Raw genomic sequence first — 14,732 nt, 5'->3', positions numbered from 1 at the left:
ACAGCGGTTTTAACGACGATAATCGCGGAAAGGACCATCAGCAACAGAACGGCGTTCAACCAGTTTTGGATGTACTTCAATGGTTTGGGGATCTTCACGTTTGCTGACAATGCGATCCAGCAACATTGCAAAGGCGCTTTCGCCCAAACGTTCTTTTGGCTGATGAATAGTGGTCAGTGCCGGTGAGAAATAGCGCGCATTTCGCACATTGTCATATCCGATCACCGAAATATCCTGCGGAACGCGTAAACCTAATTCATCGGCAGCACAAATAGCGCCCATAGCCATAATATCGCCGCCGCAGAATACCGCGGTTGGGCGATGTTTCTGCGTTAGGATTTGATGCATGGCTTTATAACCGGATTCCGGTTCAAAATCCCCTTGAACCACCCATTCATCACGCAGTTTAATATTGGCTTCTTCCAACGCTTTGATAAAGCCCTGATGACGCCCACCGCCAGTATTGCGAGCCAGTTGCCCCGGAATGGCTCCAATATCGCGATGACCGCGTTCAATCAGATAACGGCCAGCCAAATAACCGCCTTCAAAGGCATTATCAATAATGGAGTCGGTAAAATCGCCGCGCGCGGTGCCCCAATCCATGACTACCATCGGAATATTGCGATAATCTTCCAGCATGCCCAACAGTTGCTCTGGATACTCGGAACACATTACCAGCAAACCGTCGACGCGTTTTTGCGCCAGCATAGCCAGATACGCTTTCTGCTTATCCAGATTATTATGAGAGTTACACAAAATCAGCGTATAGCCTTTGCTATAGCAGCTATTTTCTACCGCTTCGATCACTTCCGCAAAATAGGGTGCTTCGCTGGAAGTGGCTAGCAAACCAATCGATTTAGTGTGATTGACTTTCAGGCTTCGTGCGACGGCACTGGGCGAATAGTGCAGCTCTTTAATGGCGGCCCACACGGCGGCCTTGGTGTCTTCGGCGACGAAACGTGTTTTATTGATGACGTGCGAAACGGTGGTGGTGGAAACGCCCGCGCGTTTGGCCACATCTTTAATCGTTGCCATAAAAAGAATGACTCCTAAACTGACCTGTTACAGCAGGTAAGTATTATGTTAATCGTTTGCCTGCGTTGTTCGAACCCTTTCAGACAGATATCATCAGTTCCGCTGGTTATTTTCGTCAGCGCGCTAGTCTGAAAGGGGTTTTTAGGCGTTATTGGTCGGTACGCAGTAATGAACTGCGGATTTTGGCCGATTTAAAGAAAAAGTGAAAGATCTAATCAACGTTATAAAGTGAGTAATGATAACAAGATTTTATTCTCGAACTGTGGGAAAATCGTTTTACACACTAACTATGTGCCTTTATCCACCCAAATTAACCGACTGAGGAGTTTATATGGATACTGATCTGAAAATGTCATTGATTACTACTATTGGTTCGTTGGCAGTGATTATGATCTTTAGCTTTACAGCGGTAATGAACTAAACCCTGACTGTTTTAGAACTGTACGGATTTTGAGCGAGAAGGGCGGAGCCGTTATCCGCCCTTGATATTAGCCAGCTAATCAGGCCAGATTTTTCTCTACGAACGCCCAGTTAACCAGCGCCCAGAAGTTTTCCAGATAAGTCGGCCGCGCATTGCGGTAATCGATATAGTAAGCGTGCTCCCACACATCGACAGTCAGCAATGGTTTATCCGAAGTGGTTAGCGGCGTTGCTGCATTAGAAGTGCTCACGATCGCCAGCGAGCCGTCCGGTTTTTTCACCAGCCAGGTCCAACCCGCGCCAAAGTTTTTCACGGCAGCATCGGTAAACTGTTGTTTGAACTCCGCGAAAGACCCAAAAGATGCGGCGATCGCTTCGGCTACTGCGCCCTTCGGTTCGCCACCGGCGTTTGGCGCCAGGCAGTTCCAGTAGAAGGTGTGATTCCATACTTGAGCGGCGTTATTGAAGATACCGCCAGTGGAGGTTTTTACGATCTCTTCCAGCGATTGACCAGCAAACTCGGTATCTTTAATCAAATTATTCAGGTTTACCACGTAGGTGTTGTGGTGCTTGCCGTAGTGATAATCCAGCGTTTCTGCCGAGATATGAGGCTCAAGGGCGTTCTTTGCATAAGGCAGTGCAGGTAATTCAAAAGACATTGCTTTCTCCTTTCGGGATGACTCAGGGTGTTTGCCCATCAAATCACCGGATGCGCCAGGGCGATCCCGGTGGCGACGAGCGGATAAATAATTGTCATATAGTTGTTATGGGTATCAATATTATCAATTTCCCACTGGAAAACCAGGTTTAACCACACAGAGTTAAAGTGATTGGCGATGGGTTATTCGATTGGTGGAACACAGGGGCTGAGAGCCGGGTAGAAACGCTCCGACGGCCAATAAACCGGCGGAGCGAAAGTTTGAGAGCATGATTTTAACGAGTACGTTTAGCAAATAGTTTTAGCGAATAGTTTTAGGGGTCACGACGCGGCGCGCCCCAACGTAATGGCCTTGCCAGTAATCGTTATCTAACATACTGATGCGAATTTCTTCGCCGGTACGCGGAGACTGGATAAATTTCCCGTTGCCTAAATAAACTCCAACGTGATCGGCGACGCCGCGATTAGCAATATTGAAGAACACCAGATCGCCACTTTCCAGCTCTGCGCGTTTAACCGGCGCGGCATCGCGCAGGTGGTACATTTCATTCGCGGTGCGCGGCATTTTTATTCTGACCACATCTTTGTAGGCATAATAAATGAGTCCGCTACAGTCAAACCCGGTATTCGGCGAAGATCCCCCCCAGCGATAGGGTTTCCCAACTTGTTTCATCAGCTTACTCATCGCCGTCTGTTTGGCGTGCTGATAGCGCTTTTTATGTGCCGGACTGAGTTTTAGTTTGTTATTCGCGAGTAATTCTGCCGCTGCTTTTTTGCTCGTGCTATTTCGATGTCGCCCATAAGCCACTTTCGTTTCTTTACGGGTAACGTTTTTTTTAGCCGTAACGCTTTTCTTTTGGGTTAAGGTTTTCGCGTTGGCGGTTGTTTTGGTTTTGCTTACTTTACCCGTCGTCGATTTAGCCGCGGTTTTAGCCGTAACTTTCTTTTTAATTTGGGTCACTGGCTTAACTTTCTTACTGCTGCTTTTATTATCGACTTTCCGTTTTTTGCGATCGTCAGGGCTAGCCTGACTCACATGGCTTTTTTTCTGGTCGGCAGATACGCGCGCCTGCGGCGAAGCATGTGCCAGATTTAAAAATAGCTGGGTAAACAGCAGCACAAAGAGCGTGAAGAATAAACGCATAATAACGCTACCAACCTTGACCCTGAAATGGATGATGGAAGACTCACAGTATTGCTGAAACTCGCCGTATAAAAAAGCGGAGAGCTATATGATTCTAATAGATTTTGTGAGAAAACGTTAATGGCTTGTCAATTGCCGCCTTTTTATGCAGCTAATGCGTCATAAATAACCATTTGTCATAGTGTTAGCTTTCATCCTGGAATCGGGGGCTATAAAAGATATTCCTGAATTTGCTGAAGTAAAAATGTTATTCTCAATGAGTATTTATGTAGCGGAGCCTATTCAGATAGGCGCGATGTGATAAAACCCTGCAAAAAATGGCGTTTTATTCGGGGCGCCACAGTCGTTACAATAACCTGAACGCAACAAATAGATTGTTATTACGGCTAAGCGCAATGACGTCAGTGTTAGCCATAATATGGCTTGAGGAAGCAAGAGATGACAACGATTGAAAAAATTCAGCGCCAGGTAGCAGAGAACCCAATCCTGCTGTACATGAAAGGCTCGCCTAAATTGCCTAGCTGCGGTTTTTCCGCTCAGGCCGTACAGGCGCTGTCTGCCTGTGGTGAACGTTTTGCCTATGTGGATATCCTGCAAAACCCGGATATTCGCGCTGAAATGCCAAAATACGCTAACTGGCCAACTTTCCCACAGCTGTGGGTCGACGGTGAGTTAATCGGCGGCTGCGACATTATGATCGAAATGTATCAACGTGGCGAATTGCAGCAATTATTAAAAGAAACCGCTGACAAATACCGTTCACAGGAAGATCAGGCGGCTGAATAAGCGCGCGATTATCTGATAAGTTAGAACGTAAAAAATGGGTGGCCAAGGCCACCCATTTTTATTGCCGCTGATTAGAGAGTTCTATACTGAACAACCGATATTGGTTTGATTACCAGAATGTTGATGAGTGACTCATGGATCAAAATTGATATTTGACGCCTAAAATGACGGCGGTATCGCTATATCCCTGTCCACCTATCTGCTGGCCAACATTCCCCCACAGGCCAAGCTTTTCACTGATGTGACCTTCAACGCCCAATTTCAGCTCGCCAATATTGGCTGTTCCACTCTGTTGTACCGTCATGCTATCCAAGGTCGTACCGAAGCTTTTGGTATTGTGGAGCCAGGTGGCTTCGATAAAAGGTTGGAAAATCCTATTGTTACCTTTATCCAAATCGCTGTAGCCGTTCATAAAGGCTTTCACCCCCAGACGGGTTTGGATGTTCCCCTGACCGACACCGGATATATAGCTGCCGTTTTCCTCTTTGTGTTCATCGGCTTTGACGCCCATCCAGATCATTTGTGCTTTGGGCTGAATAAAGTACGCGGCATTTCTGGCCATGTTTCCCGCGAGCTTGAAGGTATAACCGCTTTCCACTGATGCGGTCAGACCTTTGGATTTGTACCTTTCGGTTGCCAGTTCCTGCCCGCTAATACTGTTGTTAAACCAGCTATATTGGACCCAACTGTCTAAATACAAACCGCTTTTTTCTTCGCTGTTGGCATACCAAGTGCTGTATAAACCGGTGCTATAGCCGTCGATGGAGGAACGAGCGTTATAACCGGAGACTCGGGATTCGGTTTTACTTTTGCTGTTGCCGTAACCAGCCATAATCCCCAACCGGAAATGCCCCCAGGCATTATCACTCCATTGGGCAATATCGCCTCCCAGTTGCACAACATAGCGATTAGTCAGGCTGCTCAGTTGCCCCTGCGATTCGCGGGTGCGTTGGTGTCCGCCTTCATTACGCAGCCACATGCTGGTGGCTCTCCGTTCTCCCGTATGTACGTCTGTGTAGTGTGTTTCGCCTAAACGGTCATTCAGACTCGTTATAAACAGATTATTCGCTGCAGACAGATTGGCGCCGTAGGCTGCGGCTTCCGGGCGTAAGGTCATGACATTCGTATCCACATCAGGATCTGCATCAGACCCGGCGGGAATGCTGGGTATCTCTGACACGGGAGTGGTATTGGGATTGTTTATTTCCGGATCTGTGATAGGTAATGCGTCAATATCATTATCATTTATTTCAGAGACACTTATTTCAGGATCGACAACGTGCGGGGTGTCTGGGCTGCTTGTTTCTGGCTCTTCGTGCGTTAGCTCATTGTCATCGATTAGCTCATCGTCATCGGTGAGTGTGGGAATGGGGGCCAGCGGGGTATCGAGGCTACTTTCTTCAGCTTCGACGTCGTCGACTCCTATCGTATGGTCATCAGTCATGTTGCTACTGAGATACCAATTCGATTGGTTATCCCCCGAACCTCTGTGTAAGTCATATTCATAACTGCCTGCCACAATACGGCTGTTTTTAACAAATACACCGTCAGACATGCCCGCTACAGTAATTAACTCAATGCCATTAAGCGTTTTTGCGCCACTGCCGCCCAGATTGTTCACCTGTACGTACGTATGGCCTGACGTATTACCTTCCACAATAAGCTTATCGCCAAGGGAGCTGTCGCCTGCCAACGTCGCGTTCATGTGCAACAGACCAAAGTGACTGCTGTAGTCACCGGTGACGATTAATGTCGTCCCCCTTTTATCTGAATGGCCGAAATTGACTGTCCCGTTATTATTTAGGGCGATAAGCTTTTGATCAAAACCGCCTAAGTCCAGAGTCGCATTAGAATGGATTGCAAACTGAGAGTTTGGGCTGAGTACATGTTTTTCTGCGGCTTTAACGGTACCTTGCTTGATTATTGTTTCCGAGAAGTAGTGGCTCGGTTGGGTCAGGGTTAATGTGTTGCCGGGACTATTTTGTACCACAGCGCTGGAGCCGCTCCCGCCTAAGCCAAAATCCAGAGTGTAATCATCGCGTTGAAATATCAGTTGCCCGTCATTGCGTAAAACATCCTCTGAGCTTTCGGCTGTAAAGTTTAACGTTCCCTGTTCAAGGATGAGTGTTTTACCCGTAAGCCGGCCACCGGCGCTTACGTTCAGTCTGCCGCGGCCTTTTACCGTGCTGTGAGCGGCTGTACCTCCTTTTGCCACATGCTGATTTCCGCTTTCAATGGTCGTACCGTAGGCTAACCCTTCATTTTGGATAGACTGCGTTCCATCTTGCTCGATCACCGCATATGCGGAAAATCCCGCATCATGGATTGTTTGTGTGCCGCCGTTTATTTTGGTTTTTTTAGCCAGACCTCTGAACCCAATCTCTTGTTCTCCACCGGGATTAATGGTGGTGAAGTCGGCGATTCCATTGCCATACAGGCTCTGGACTCCATCCTTATTTATAGTCGTTCCATATGTTGTACCGTGTTTGCGAACAATTTGTACGCCCCGTTGATTTATTGTCGCGTCTTGGCTTTTACCGCCATTTTCCACTGCTTGCCGATCGCCTGAATCAATAACATCTCCTGTTCTAACAACCTGATCACCGCTAACCAATTCCGCGTATTCGGCCAGAACGGAGGTGCTGCCAGAAACGCCGCAGGTAAGAATAATAAACGCCGATATTTTAGCTAAAGGGGAGTGGGTTATTGCCGTTGTCTCATTGCATGAGAAAATCTGATTTTTAATATGTTTTTTATCCATAGAATTAAATGATCCATTAAATAGATTAACTGTGTCGTATCAGGGAAATAAAAATCACCCGGTAGAGGTGAATTCTATTGGTTAATGTTTCTTCAAGATATTGAGTCACGCTGAGGTAATCGTGTTTTTACTATTCTCGGCGCCAATTGATTATTGTTTTGGTATTGCCAGTATGATTTCCACAGATTTATTCATTGATTAATTATCACTATTTCCCAGCATATATCCTGCTTACGTATGCCTCCTCGTGAAGAAACGTTTATGACCGTAAGACTACGGAGTTCCACAGGTTGTGGTGCATCTGCGCTGTAGTTGTAACCGGCTTGAGTTCACTGTACTGCGCTTTATTGGCGTTGGAGCTGTTTTAGTTGATATCAAGAATGCTATCTGTGTGATGTATTGTATTAACTTATATGAATAACATCCTGCTATCTTAATGAATAATATCCCGCCAAAATTATCACGCTATTATTTTGTTGTCTAGGAGGGATCTTTGTTTGTGATGTTGTGGTGGTGACTTTTAATTCTTTTCTTATTTCCATCATTTTTTGATCTAATTTATGAGTTCTAATTTGATATTTTTTTGTTATTCCATATGTGAGTTTTATTTATTTTAAAGCGATATTTAATAGATTAAATAAAATATTTCTAGTAGCGGATATAAAGTGAGTAGAAAAAATTAAAATTTTTATGGATACTGAATGTAATAGAGATAATCTATTGAGTCATCTGGATAAGTCATAGCAAACAAAAAAGCGAAGAGAATTTGGCTCGAATTGATTAAAGCGATGAGCGTTTGATATTGAATCAATCCGCGCAAAACTGCCTCGTTTAAAGAGGCAGTTGACGGTTAGTCGGGCGTTCGTCTCGGGGAAGGAGCCGTTGTACTCAAGATTCGTCAGCGATAGCCAGCGGCCAGCCGCCTAAGCGTTTCCAGCGGTTAACCAATTCGCAGAAGAGTTCTGCGGTTTGTTCTGTGTCATACAGTGCGGAATGCGCCTGTGAGCTATCAAAGGGAATTCCCGCAGTCAGGCAGGCTTTAGCCAACACGGTTTGCCCTAATACTAAACCGCTGAGGGCGGCGGTATCAAAGGTGGCAAAAGGGTGGAAAGGGTTGCGTTTCAGTTTGGCACGCTCGGCGGCTTCCATCACAAAGCTATGATCGAAATTGGCATTGTGAGCCACGATGATAGCGCGATTACAGCCATGATCTTTCAGCCCTTTGCGCACGGCTTTAAAAATGGCGTGTAATGCATCATATTCCCGCACGGCGCCGCGCAGCGGATTGGTTGGGTCGATGCCGTTAAACGCCAGCGCTTCAGGCTGCAAATTAGCGCCTTCAAAAGGTTCAACGTGGAAATGCAGAGTTTCATCCCGCTTTAGCCAACCGTCCTGATCCATTTGTAAGGTTACCGCAGCAATTTCTAACAATGCGTCGGTTTTGGCATTAAATCCGGCGGTTTCGACGTCGATTACTACCGGGTAATACCCACGAAAACGGCCACTCAGGGCGTTAACATCACTTTTTTCTGCCATTAGTTTCTTATCTTCATTCGAATATTGCGCGCATTATGTCAAACTTTTCCGCGCGATGCAGGAGGAATCATCAGAAGAGGGGGAGACGCCAAGGTTGAAGCCGGATCGCGATCAAAACCTGCTCTAAAATCAGGGAAGTAAAGGCGTTAGCTGCAAGTATGAACGTGCGAGCGGGAACTCTCATCAGATTTAACGCCAGTGACCTTCTATTTCCTATTCGCGGCTATTGCACGTCAACGGCCCGAAATTGCTTTCGGGCGCTTTTAGCACGGGGCAGCTCGATTAATTGCCTAAACCCTGACCGGCGCTTTTATTTTCGATCAGCTCGATTTTATAGCCATCGGGATCTTCAACGAAGGCTATAACGGTGTTGCCGCCTTTTACCGGGCCGGCTTCACGGGTAACTTTGCCACCGGCCTGACGGATTTGCTCACAGGTGGCCGCTACGTCGTCTACGCCCAGCGCCAAATGACCGAATGCGGTGCCCATTTCGTAGCTGTCTACGCCCCAGTTATAGGTCAGTTCAATGACTGAACCTTGGCTTTCATCGCTGTAGCCAACGAAAGCCAACGAGTATTTATATTCAGTATTTTCACTGGTACGCAGTAAGCGCATCCCTAATACCTTGGTGTAGAAATCGATGGAACGTTGCAAATCACCGACGCGGATCATGGTATGAAGTAAGCGCATAGAAATACCTCTTTTATCAATTAATTAATAATAAGTCATCATGAATCAAACTTAGTCATCAATGATATAGCAATATCTTCCTGCTCACTACCCTGGTGGGGCAGCCGATATTTCTTTTGCCTACGCTGTAATCAGTATTTTTGCGTTCAGGCGATGTTGCTGTCCTGCAGGCGAGTAGTTGACGGAGCTATGATGCCGGAAGGGTGCCAAGGTAAGGGAATACTCAGCCTTTATAAGGACGAAATCCGTGACCACGCATCCCATACGCTTAATCATCGAAACCTGCGATAAGGCGATTTCTAACCGAGATTTTGACGCACTGATGCAGCACTATGCGGAAGATACGGCGCTGGTGGCGAAACCCGGCATGATTGCTAGAGGAACGGACAATATTCGTCGGGCTTTTATTGCTATTTCCGATTATTTTCAGGATCGGCTGGTGGTTGAGCAGGGCGAAATGCAGGTTATTGCAGGATCGGGCGATGCATTGGTGATGATCGAAACGGTGTTGCATTTTCCTGACGGACAGGGAGGATCGGTGACAGCGTCCCGATAAGCGACTTGCGTTTTTCGCCATGAACCGGGCGGACGTTGGTTATGTACTATCGACATTTCTTATGGCACCGCACTACTTGACGGGGCCTGCACCATTTAAATTATCGGGCTTTACAGGCTTCGCAACCCGGCGCGGATAAGGTATAGTCCGCCCTTTTCGGAAGAACTATGCTGACCAACTCATCCATTCGTCTTAACAAATACATTAGCGAGAGCGGCATCTGTTCTCGTCGCGACGCCGATCGTTACGTCGAACAGGGAAATGTTTTTATTAACGGCAAGAGAGCCTCAGTTGGCGATCAGGTTTATGTCGGGGATGTGGTGAAAGTTAACGGTCAGCTGATTGAGCCGCGTAATGAAGATGATTTGGTACTGATCGCACTCAACAAACCGGTTGGCATTATTTGTACTACGGAAGACGGCGAGCACGACAATATTGTTGATTTTGTGAATCACAGCAAACGTGTTTTCCCTATCGGTCGGCTGGATAAAGATTCCCAAGGGTTGATTTTCCTGACGAATCACGGCGATTTGGTCAATAAAATCCTGCGGGCGGGGAACGATCACGAAAAAGAATACGTAGTGACCGTTAACAAACCGGTGACTGACGAATTTATTCTTGGTTTAGCTGCCGGCGTGCCGATGTTGGGAACGGTAACCAAAAAGTGCAAAGTGAAAAAAGAAGCGCCTTTTGTGTTCCGTATTACGCTGGTGCAGGGGCTTAACCGCCAGATTCGCCGTATGTGTAAGCATTTTGGCTATGAAGTCACCAAACTTGAGCGTACTCGCATCATGAACGTCAATCTGAAAGGGTTGCCGCAGGGCGAGTGGCGAGATTTGACCGACGATGAGTTGATTGAATTATTCAAGCTGATTGAAAATTCCTCCTCTGACGAGAAACCGGCAAAAAAAGCGCAGGCCAAGCCTGCTGCCGCGAAAAAACCGAGCGTTAACCGCCCGAAAAGCGTCGAAAAACCCGCGGATAACACCGCTTCCCGCAAGCGTTTTGCCCAGCCCGGTCGCAAGAAGAAAGGGCGCTAAGCGCCCCATCAGACGGTCAGCGTCGTCTTTGCCCATGACTTCCCCAGCAGCTAACTCCACGGGTCGGGAAAGGGATGGGCATACCGTCATGCAGGGCGTTTAATTGTTAAGACGGTGATTCATCCACTCTGCAATCTGGCTGGGGAAACGTCCGTCGCGACTCTGAATACTCTTTGAACCAAACACCAATACTATGTGTTGCGACAGAGCTTCTTCCATGGCTGTTGCGCGATACTCGTCACCTGAACGCCACAGATACCCCGATAAGCCCAGTCAGGCGAATACCGCACAGCGCTGGCAAATTTCTCTACACTCTAACATTGGGGCGCAGCGTTCGCGGCGTAAATCGATGAGCGTGCTGCTCGAGAGGAAATCGCAAATGGCGGTTAAATACAGCAATGCCGGTAAGAGAAACGCTCACCGGCATTAAGATGTTTAGCTAAATCGCGGCATTATAGGGTTGGATAATCGGTGTAACCTTTAGCGCCGCCGCCATAGAAAGTGTCACCGTCCGGCGTATTCAAGGGCGCTTGCTGCTGCAAACGTTGTACCAGATCCGGGTTGGCAATATAACTGCGGCCAAAGGCAACGGCGTCAATAAAGCCTTTTTCGATCAACGCTTCAGCTTTTTCAGCGCTGTAAGCGCCAGCGCCTACAATAACGCCGTTGAAACGAGCGCGCACGGCGTCGCGGAAGGCGTCTGAATAAGGCTTACCCCCCGCCCAGTCAGGCTCGGAAATGTGCAGGTAGGCAATTTTACGTTTGTTCAGTTCATCGATCAGATACAGCGCTGCTTCTTCCTGATCTTCCCCGTTATCCAGACCATTGAATGGGCCGAGCGGTGAAATGCGGATGCCAATATGCTCCGCGCCCCATTCAGCGGCGGTTGCATCTACCACTTCCAGTGTCAGGCGAGTGCGATTTTCAATGCTGCCGCCGTAGGCATCGGTACGTTGGTTGGACGCCGGAGACATAAATTGATGCAGCAAATAACCGTGAGCAGCGTGGATTTCGATGAAATCGAAGCCAGCTTCGCGAGCATTGGCGGTGGTTTTACGGAAATCATCCACAATACCTGGAATTTCTTCTAAGGCTAGCGCGCGCGGGGTTGAGCAAGGAACGCGCACCCAAGCACCGTTTTCATCCCGCACCGTGGTACGAGAATCCGCAGCGATAGCCGAAGGGGCGACCGGTGCCTGTTGATTCGGTTGCAGGCTACTGTGTGAAATGCGGCCTACGTGCCACAGTTGTACCGCGATATGACCCTTTTTATCATGCACCGCCTGAGTAATCTCTTTCCACGCTTCCATTTGTTCCTGAGTATGCAGACCCGGTGCGCCCGCATAGCCTTTGGCCTGGAAAGACACCTGCGTCGCTTCGGTAATAATCAGGCCGGCGCTGGCACGCTGAGCGTAGTATTCCGCCATTAACGGCGTAGGAACATCACCCGGTTCCATGCTGCGTAAACGGGTCAGCGGTGCCATAAACACGCGATTTGGCAGCGTCACAGCGCCAACTTTTAGCGGAGAGAACAATTTTGCTGTCTTCATGATAATTCCTGTAATAATAGACCAGTCGTCTAGTGTTTGTGTAAGACACTTACCTCGCAGGCGAGATGAGTGGCTGTTAAATCAGGCTGTCGGTTGTAATAGCAATTCGATACTTTCTAACGCACAGGTCAGTGGGGCGACGGAGCGTTTCACTTTGGCGCGCAGCGAGGCGCCGAGCCATAGGGCATAGAGCGTTTCTGCCGTGGCGGATGCGGATAAAACCACCCGCAGGGATTTCTCCTCAATGCCTTTTTCAATCGCGTCCTGTAAGCGACGGATGACCCGAGCGGTGCCGGTATCCAGTGCGTGGCGCATAGGCTCAGATAAATCGCTCACTTCAGCAGAAAGTTTGACCGCCAGACAGGCGTTGTGGCACTCACTGTTGCAAAAATTGCCAATTCCCTGAGCAAAATAGCCCAGAAGGTGCTGGCGCTGATCCCCCTGCGGATTGGAAAACAGGTTATGCATTTGAGTATCGTAGCGATCAAAATAGCGTTGCAGCATGGCTTCGCCGAAAGCTTCTTTCGACTTAAAGTAATGATAGAACGAACCTTTTGGTACGCCAGCGGTAGTCAGCAGCAGGCTGAGTCCCATCCCGTTAAAGCCCAGACGTAAGCTCAGGTGCTCGCCGGTGGCTAACAGATGTTCGCGGGTATCAGTTTGAGAGTGCAATATCTTGTTCATGACCATTAGCGTAATAGACCGACTGGTCTAGGTCAAGAAAAAAAGATACACCGAGAGCTTTTCGAGGCTGTAAATAAGGTGATTTTAAATAATCACCTTATCATTCATAGGTTTGATAAAAGGTCTTTGTCCCGCTATTCAGATAAAACCGCCGATGGCGAACATCAGCGGTCATCATTTTAAGCGTTAATCTCTTTCCATCAGGCAGGTGAGTGGCAAGAGTGCAGTATATCCAATGAAGGCTGATATTCTTTGGTCTGAATATTCATCATCCCTAAAATGGTATGGAACAGATTATCCTGAGAAACCTCAGCCTGCTGCGCCATTTGGTTTAAACAGTTGCGATTGATGGCGAAATTCTTTTCATAATCCGCTGACATCCACAGCAACATAGGCACGTGCGTTTGTTGGCTTGGGGCAAACAGGTAGGGCGTTCCGTGCAGATACATGCCGTTTTCACCCAAAGATTCCCCGTGATCGGACAGATAAACCATTGCCGTATTAAATGTATCACTGTGTTGCTGCAAAATTTTGATGGTTTTATCCAGCGTCGCATCGGTATACAGCAAGGAATTATCATAGGTATTTACCAGCTCTTGCGGGCTGCAATCCTGAATCTGATTGCTATCGCAGGTTGGCGTGAATTTGCGAAATTCCGGCGTGGTACGGCGATAATAGGCTGGGCCGTGGCTCCCCATTTGATGTAAAACAATTACACTGTCGCCTTTTAACCCATTGATATAATTGTCTAGATTATGCAGCAGTGCGTCATCCATACAAACATCACCTTCGCAGTACTGTGTCAGATTTAACTGCGTCACATCCTGATGAGGAACGCGATCGCAGGCACCTTTACAGCCGCCGTCGTTTTCCCGCCACAGCACATTCACCCCGGCGAGCGCCACAATGTCCAGTAAACCCTCCTGATGGCTGGCGAGGGTCGCATCGTATTCTTTACGGGGCATATTAGAAAACATGCAGGGGACGGACACGGCGGTTTCGGTGCCGCAGGACGCGGTGTTTTTAAAATAAATCACCTGATCCTGCTTCAGACGCGGATTGGTTTCCCGTTCGTAACCGCCGAGGGAGAAGTTCTCTGCGCGCGCAGTTTCGCCGACCACCAGTATCATCAGCGTTTTTTTCTGTTGCGCCAAAATCTGCGGGCCTTTATGCGCGTCTTCACCGATACGAATGAGTGGCAGGTTATTGGTGAAATATTTGTGTTTGGCATACTCAATCACACCGCTAACGTAGTTGGACGGCGTGAGCATTTTAACGATGCTTTTGTTATTGCGAATCAGCGAAGCGTAGTCCTTATAGAATAACGCGGCGATCAGCAGAATAATCATCATGGATAACAGAATATTGGCCGCCCGCAGACCCAGCATGTACCACCAAGGCTTGGTGGACTCAATCCGGGTGAAACAAATGACGACGGCGGGCAATATGCCCAGCCCCAGCAACCACCAGCCCATGCGTGGCGTGAGCAGGGCGGTTGCCTCTTGCGCATTGGTTTCAAAGGCGTTTTGCATCATATTGCCGTCGATCACCACGCCATAGCTAAACATAAAATAGTTAGCAGCCGCGCTGCCCAGCAGCAGTGTGATAATGATTGGCTTCCGCAGATATGGCACGCACAGCAGGCTGAAAGTAATATTCAACGCGCAGAATATCACCAGCGGAATCGTGGCGGCGAACACATAACTATCTAGGCTGCCGAAGGCGATCAGCGACCAGGCTTTGTGTATAAAAAGAGCATTGAGAAACAGCGTGAAAAATAGCGCGCAGCTTAAGATAAAGGTGATTGCGTTACACTGTAACTTGAATCGTCCATTCATTGCTAATCAGAACCAATTATTCATTAATGATTGG

The 14,732-nt window shown here is 48.0% G+C and carries 12 protein-coding genes and 1 pseudogene; 4 read left to right on the top strand and 9 right to left on the bottom strand.

Annotated features, from left to right (window positions below; all coding sequences use genetic code 11):
• Positions 1 to 9: 9 nt before the first annotated feature.
• Positions 10 to 1,035, bottom strand: coding sequence for an HTH-type transcriptional repressor PurR (gene purR, locus DBA33_RS03485; RefSeq protein ID WP_049600138.1), 1,026 nt, complete (start codon positions 1,033 to 1,035; stop codon positions 10 to 12).
• Between the two features lie 331 nt (positions 1,036 to 1,366).
• On the opposite strand from purR, the gene DBA33_RS03480 reads away from it, so the two are divergent.
• The gene (locus tag DBA33_RS03480; protein WP_120805555.1) at positions 1,367 to 1,456 is read left to right on the top strand and encodes a YnhF family membrane protein; all 90 of its coding nucleotides are present in this window, start codon (positions 1,367 to 1,369) and stop codon (positions 1,454 to 1,456) included.
• A 79-nt stretch (positions 1,457 to 1,535) separates the two neighbouring features.
• Here the strand turns inward: DBA33_RS03480 and sodB are convergent, their stop codons facing one another.
• Both sodB and DBA33_RS03470 read right to left on the bottom strand, forming a co-directional pair.
• Positions 1,536 to 2,114 carry a superoxide dismutase [Fe] gene (gene sodB, locus DBA33_RS03475; RefSeq protein ID WP_064513968.1) on the bottom strand — a complete coding sequence of 193 codons (579 nt, stop codon included), beginning with the start codon at positions 2,112 to 2,114 and terminating at the stop codon, positions 1,536 to 1,538.
• 300 nt (positions 2,115 to 2,414) lie between these two features.
• The gene (locus tag DBA33_RS03470) at positions 2,415 to 3,257 is read right to left on the bottom strand and encodes a C40 family peptidase (RefSeq protein WP_064513966.1); all 843 of its coding nucleotides are present in this window, start codon (positions 3,255 to 3,257) and stop codon (positions 2,415 to 2,417) included.
• A gap of 438 nt (positions 3,258 to 3,695) precedes the next feature.
• Between DBA33_RS03470 and DBA33_RS03465 the strand changes: the two genes are divergently transcribed.
• The gene (locus DBA33_RS03465) at positions 3,696 to 4,043 is read left to right on the top strand and encodes a Grx4 family monothiol glutaredoxin (protein ID WP_049600144.1); all 348 of its coding nucleotides are present in this window, start codon (positions 3,696 to 3,698) and stop codon (positions 4,041 to 4,043) included.
• Between the two features lie 139 nt (positions 4,044 to 4,182).
• Here the strand turns inward: DBA33_RS03465 and DBA33_RS03460 are convergent, their stop codons facing one another.
• The 3 genes from DBA33_RS03460 to gloA form a co-directional block, all read right to left on the bottom strand.
• Entirely contained in the window at positions 4,183 to 6,804 is a 2,622-nt protein-coding gene (locus DBA33_RS03460) for an autotransporter outer membrane beta-barrel domain-containing protein (RefSeq protein WP_120805553.1), read from the bottom strand.
• A gap of 888 nt (positions 6,805 to 7,692) precedes the next feature.
• Positions 7,693 to 8,340: a ribonuclease T gene (gene rnt / locus DBA33_RS03455; protein ID WP_064513959.1), complete on the bottom strand. Its 648-nt coding sequence runs from the start codon at positions 8,338 to 8,340 to the stop codon at positions 7,693 to 7,695.
• Positions 8,341 to 8,622: 282 nt separating this feature from the next.
• Positions 8,623 to 9,030, bottom strand: coding sequence for a lactoylglutathione lyase (gene gloA, locus DBA33_RS03450; protein WP_064513957.1), 408 nt, complete (start codon positions 9,028 to 9,030; stop codon positions 8,623 to 8,625).
• A 247-nt stretch (positions 9,031 to 9,277) separates the two neighbouring features.
• On the opposite strand from gloA, the pseudogene DBA33_RS03445 reads away from it, so the two are divergent.
• Positions 9,278 to 9,685, top strand: a pseudogene (locus tag DBA33_RS03445) (nuclear transport factor 2 family protein).
• Between the two features lie 68 nt (positions 9,686 to 9,753).
• Positions 9,754 to 10,626 (top strand): 23S rRNA pseudouridine(2604) synthase RluF, encoded by an 873-nt coding sequence (gene rluF / locus DBA33_RS03440; RefSeq protein ID WP_120805551.1) that lies wholly within the window; start codon positions 9,754 to 9,756, stop codon positions 10,624 to 10,626.
• Positions 10,627 to 11,078: 452 nt separating this feature from the next.
• Here rluF and DBA33_RS03435 read toward each other — a convergent pair whose 3' ends face one another.
• From DBA33_RS03435 to eptA, 3 genes are all read right to left on the bottom strand, one after another.
• The gene (locus tag DBA33_RS03435) at positions 11,079 to 12,176 is read right to left on the bottom strand and encodes an alkene reductase (RefSeq protein ID WP_064513955.1); all 1,098 of its coding nucleotides are present in this window, start codon (positions 12,174 to 12,176) and stop codon (positions 11,079 to 11,081) included.
• A gap of 81 nt (positions 12,177 to 12,257) precedes the next feature.
• Positions 12,258 to 12,860, bottom strand: a complete 603-nt coding sequence (locus DBA33_RS03430) for a TetR/AcrR family transcriptional regulator (RefSeq protein WP_064518278.1) — start codon at positions 12,858 to 12,860, stop codon at positions 12,258 to 12,260.
• Between the two features lie 200 nt (positions 12,861 to 13,060).
• Positions 13,061 to 14,698 (bottom strand): phosphoethanolamine transferase EptA, encoded by a 1,638-nt coding sequence (eptA, locus tag DBA33_RS03425; protein WP_120805549.1) that lies wholly within the window; start codon positions 14,696 to 14,698, stop codon positions 13,061 to 13,063.
• Positions 14,699 to 14,732 lie beyond the last annotated feature (34 nt).

This window comes from Yersinia sp. IP36721 (genome assembly GCF_003634395.1).
In the GTDB taxonomy this organism is placed as follows: Bacteria; Pseudomonadota; Gammaproteobacteria; order Enterobacterales; family Enterobacteriaceae; genus Yersinia; species Yersinia entomophaga.
This window is presented reverse-complemented; position numbering and strand designations above follow the sequence as displayed.

Coding starts and splice junctions, on each gene's coding strand:
- purR (WP_049600138.1), bottom strand. CDS start 1,035: ATGGCAACGATTAAAGATGTGGCCAAACGCGCGGGCGTTTCCACCACC.
- DBA33_RS03480 (WP_120805555.1), top strand. CDS start 1,367: ATGGATACTGATCTGAAAATGTCATTGATTACTACTATTGGTTCGTTG.
- sodB (WP_064513968.1), bottom strand. CDS start 2,114: ATGTCTTTTGAATTACCTGCACTGCCTTATGCAAAGAACGCCCTTGAG.
- DBA33_RS03470 (WP_064513966.1), bottom strand. CDS start 3,257: ATGCGTTTATTCTTCACGCTCTTTGTGCTGCTGTTTACCCAGCTATTT.
- DBA33_RS03465 (WP_049600144.1), top strand. CDS start 3,696: ATGACAACGATTGAAAAAATTCAGCGCCAGGTAGCAGAGAACCCAATC.
- DBA33_RS03460 (WP_120805553.1), bottom strand. CDS start 6,804: ATGGATAAAAAACATATTAAAAATCAGATTTTCTCATGCAATGAGACA.
- rnt (WP_064513959.1), bottom strand. CDS start 8,340: ATGGCAGAAAAAAGTGATGTTAACGCCCTGAGTGGCCGTTTTCGTGGG.
- gloA (WP_064513957.1), bottom strand. CDS start 9,030: ATGCGCTTACTTCATACCATGATCCGCGTCGGTGATTTGCAACGTTCC.
- rluF (WP_120805551.1), top strand. CDS start 9,754: ATGCTGACCAACTCATCCATTCGTCTTAACAAATACATTAGCGAGAGC.
- DBA33_RS03435 (WP_064513955.1), bottom strand. CDS start 12,176: ATGAAGACAGCAAAATTGTTCTCTCCGCTAAAAGTTGGCGCTGTGACG.
- DBA33_RS03430 (WP_064518278.1), bottom strand. CDS start 12,860: ATGAACAAGATATTGCACTCTCAAACTGATACCCGCGAACATCTGTTA.
- eptA (WP_120805549.1), bottom strand. CDS start 14,698: ATGAATGGACGATTCAAGTTACAGTGTAACGCAATCACCTTTATCTTA.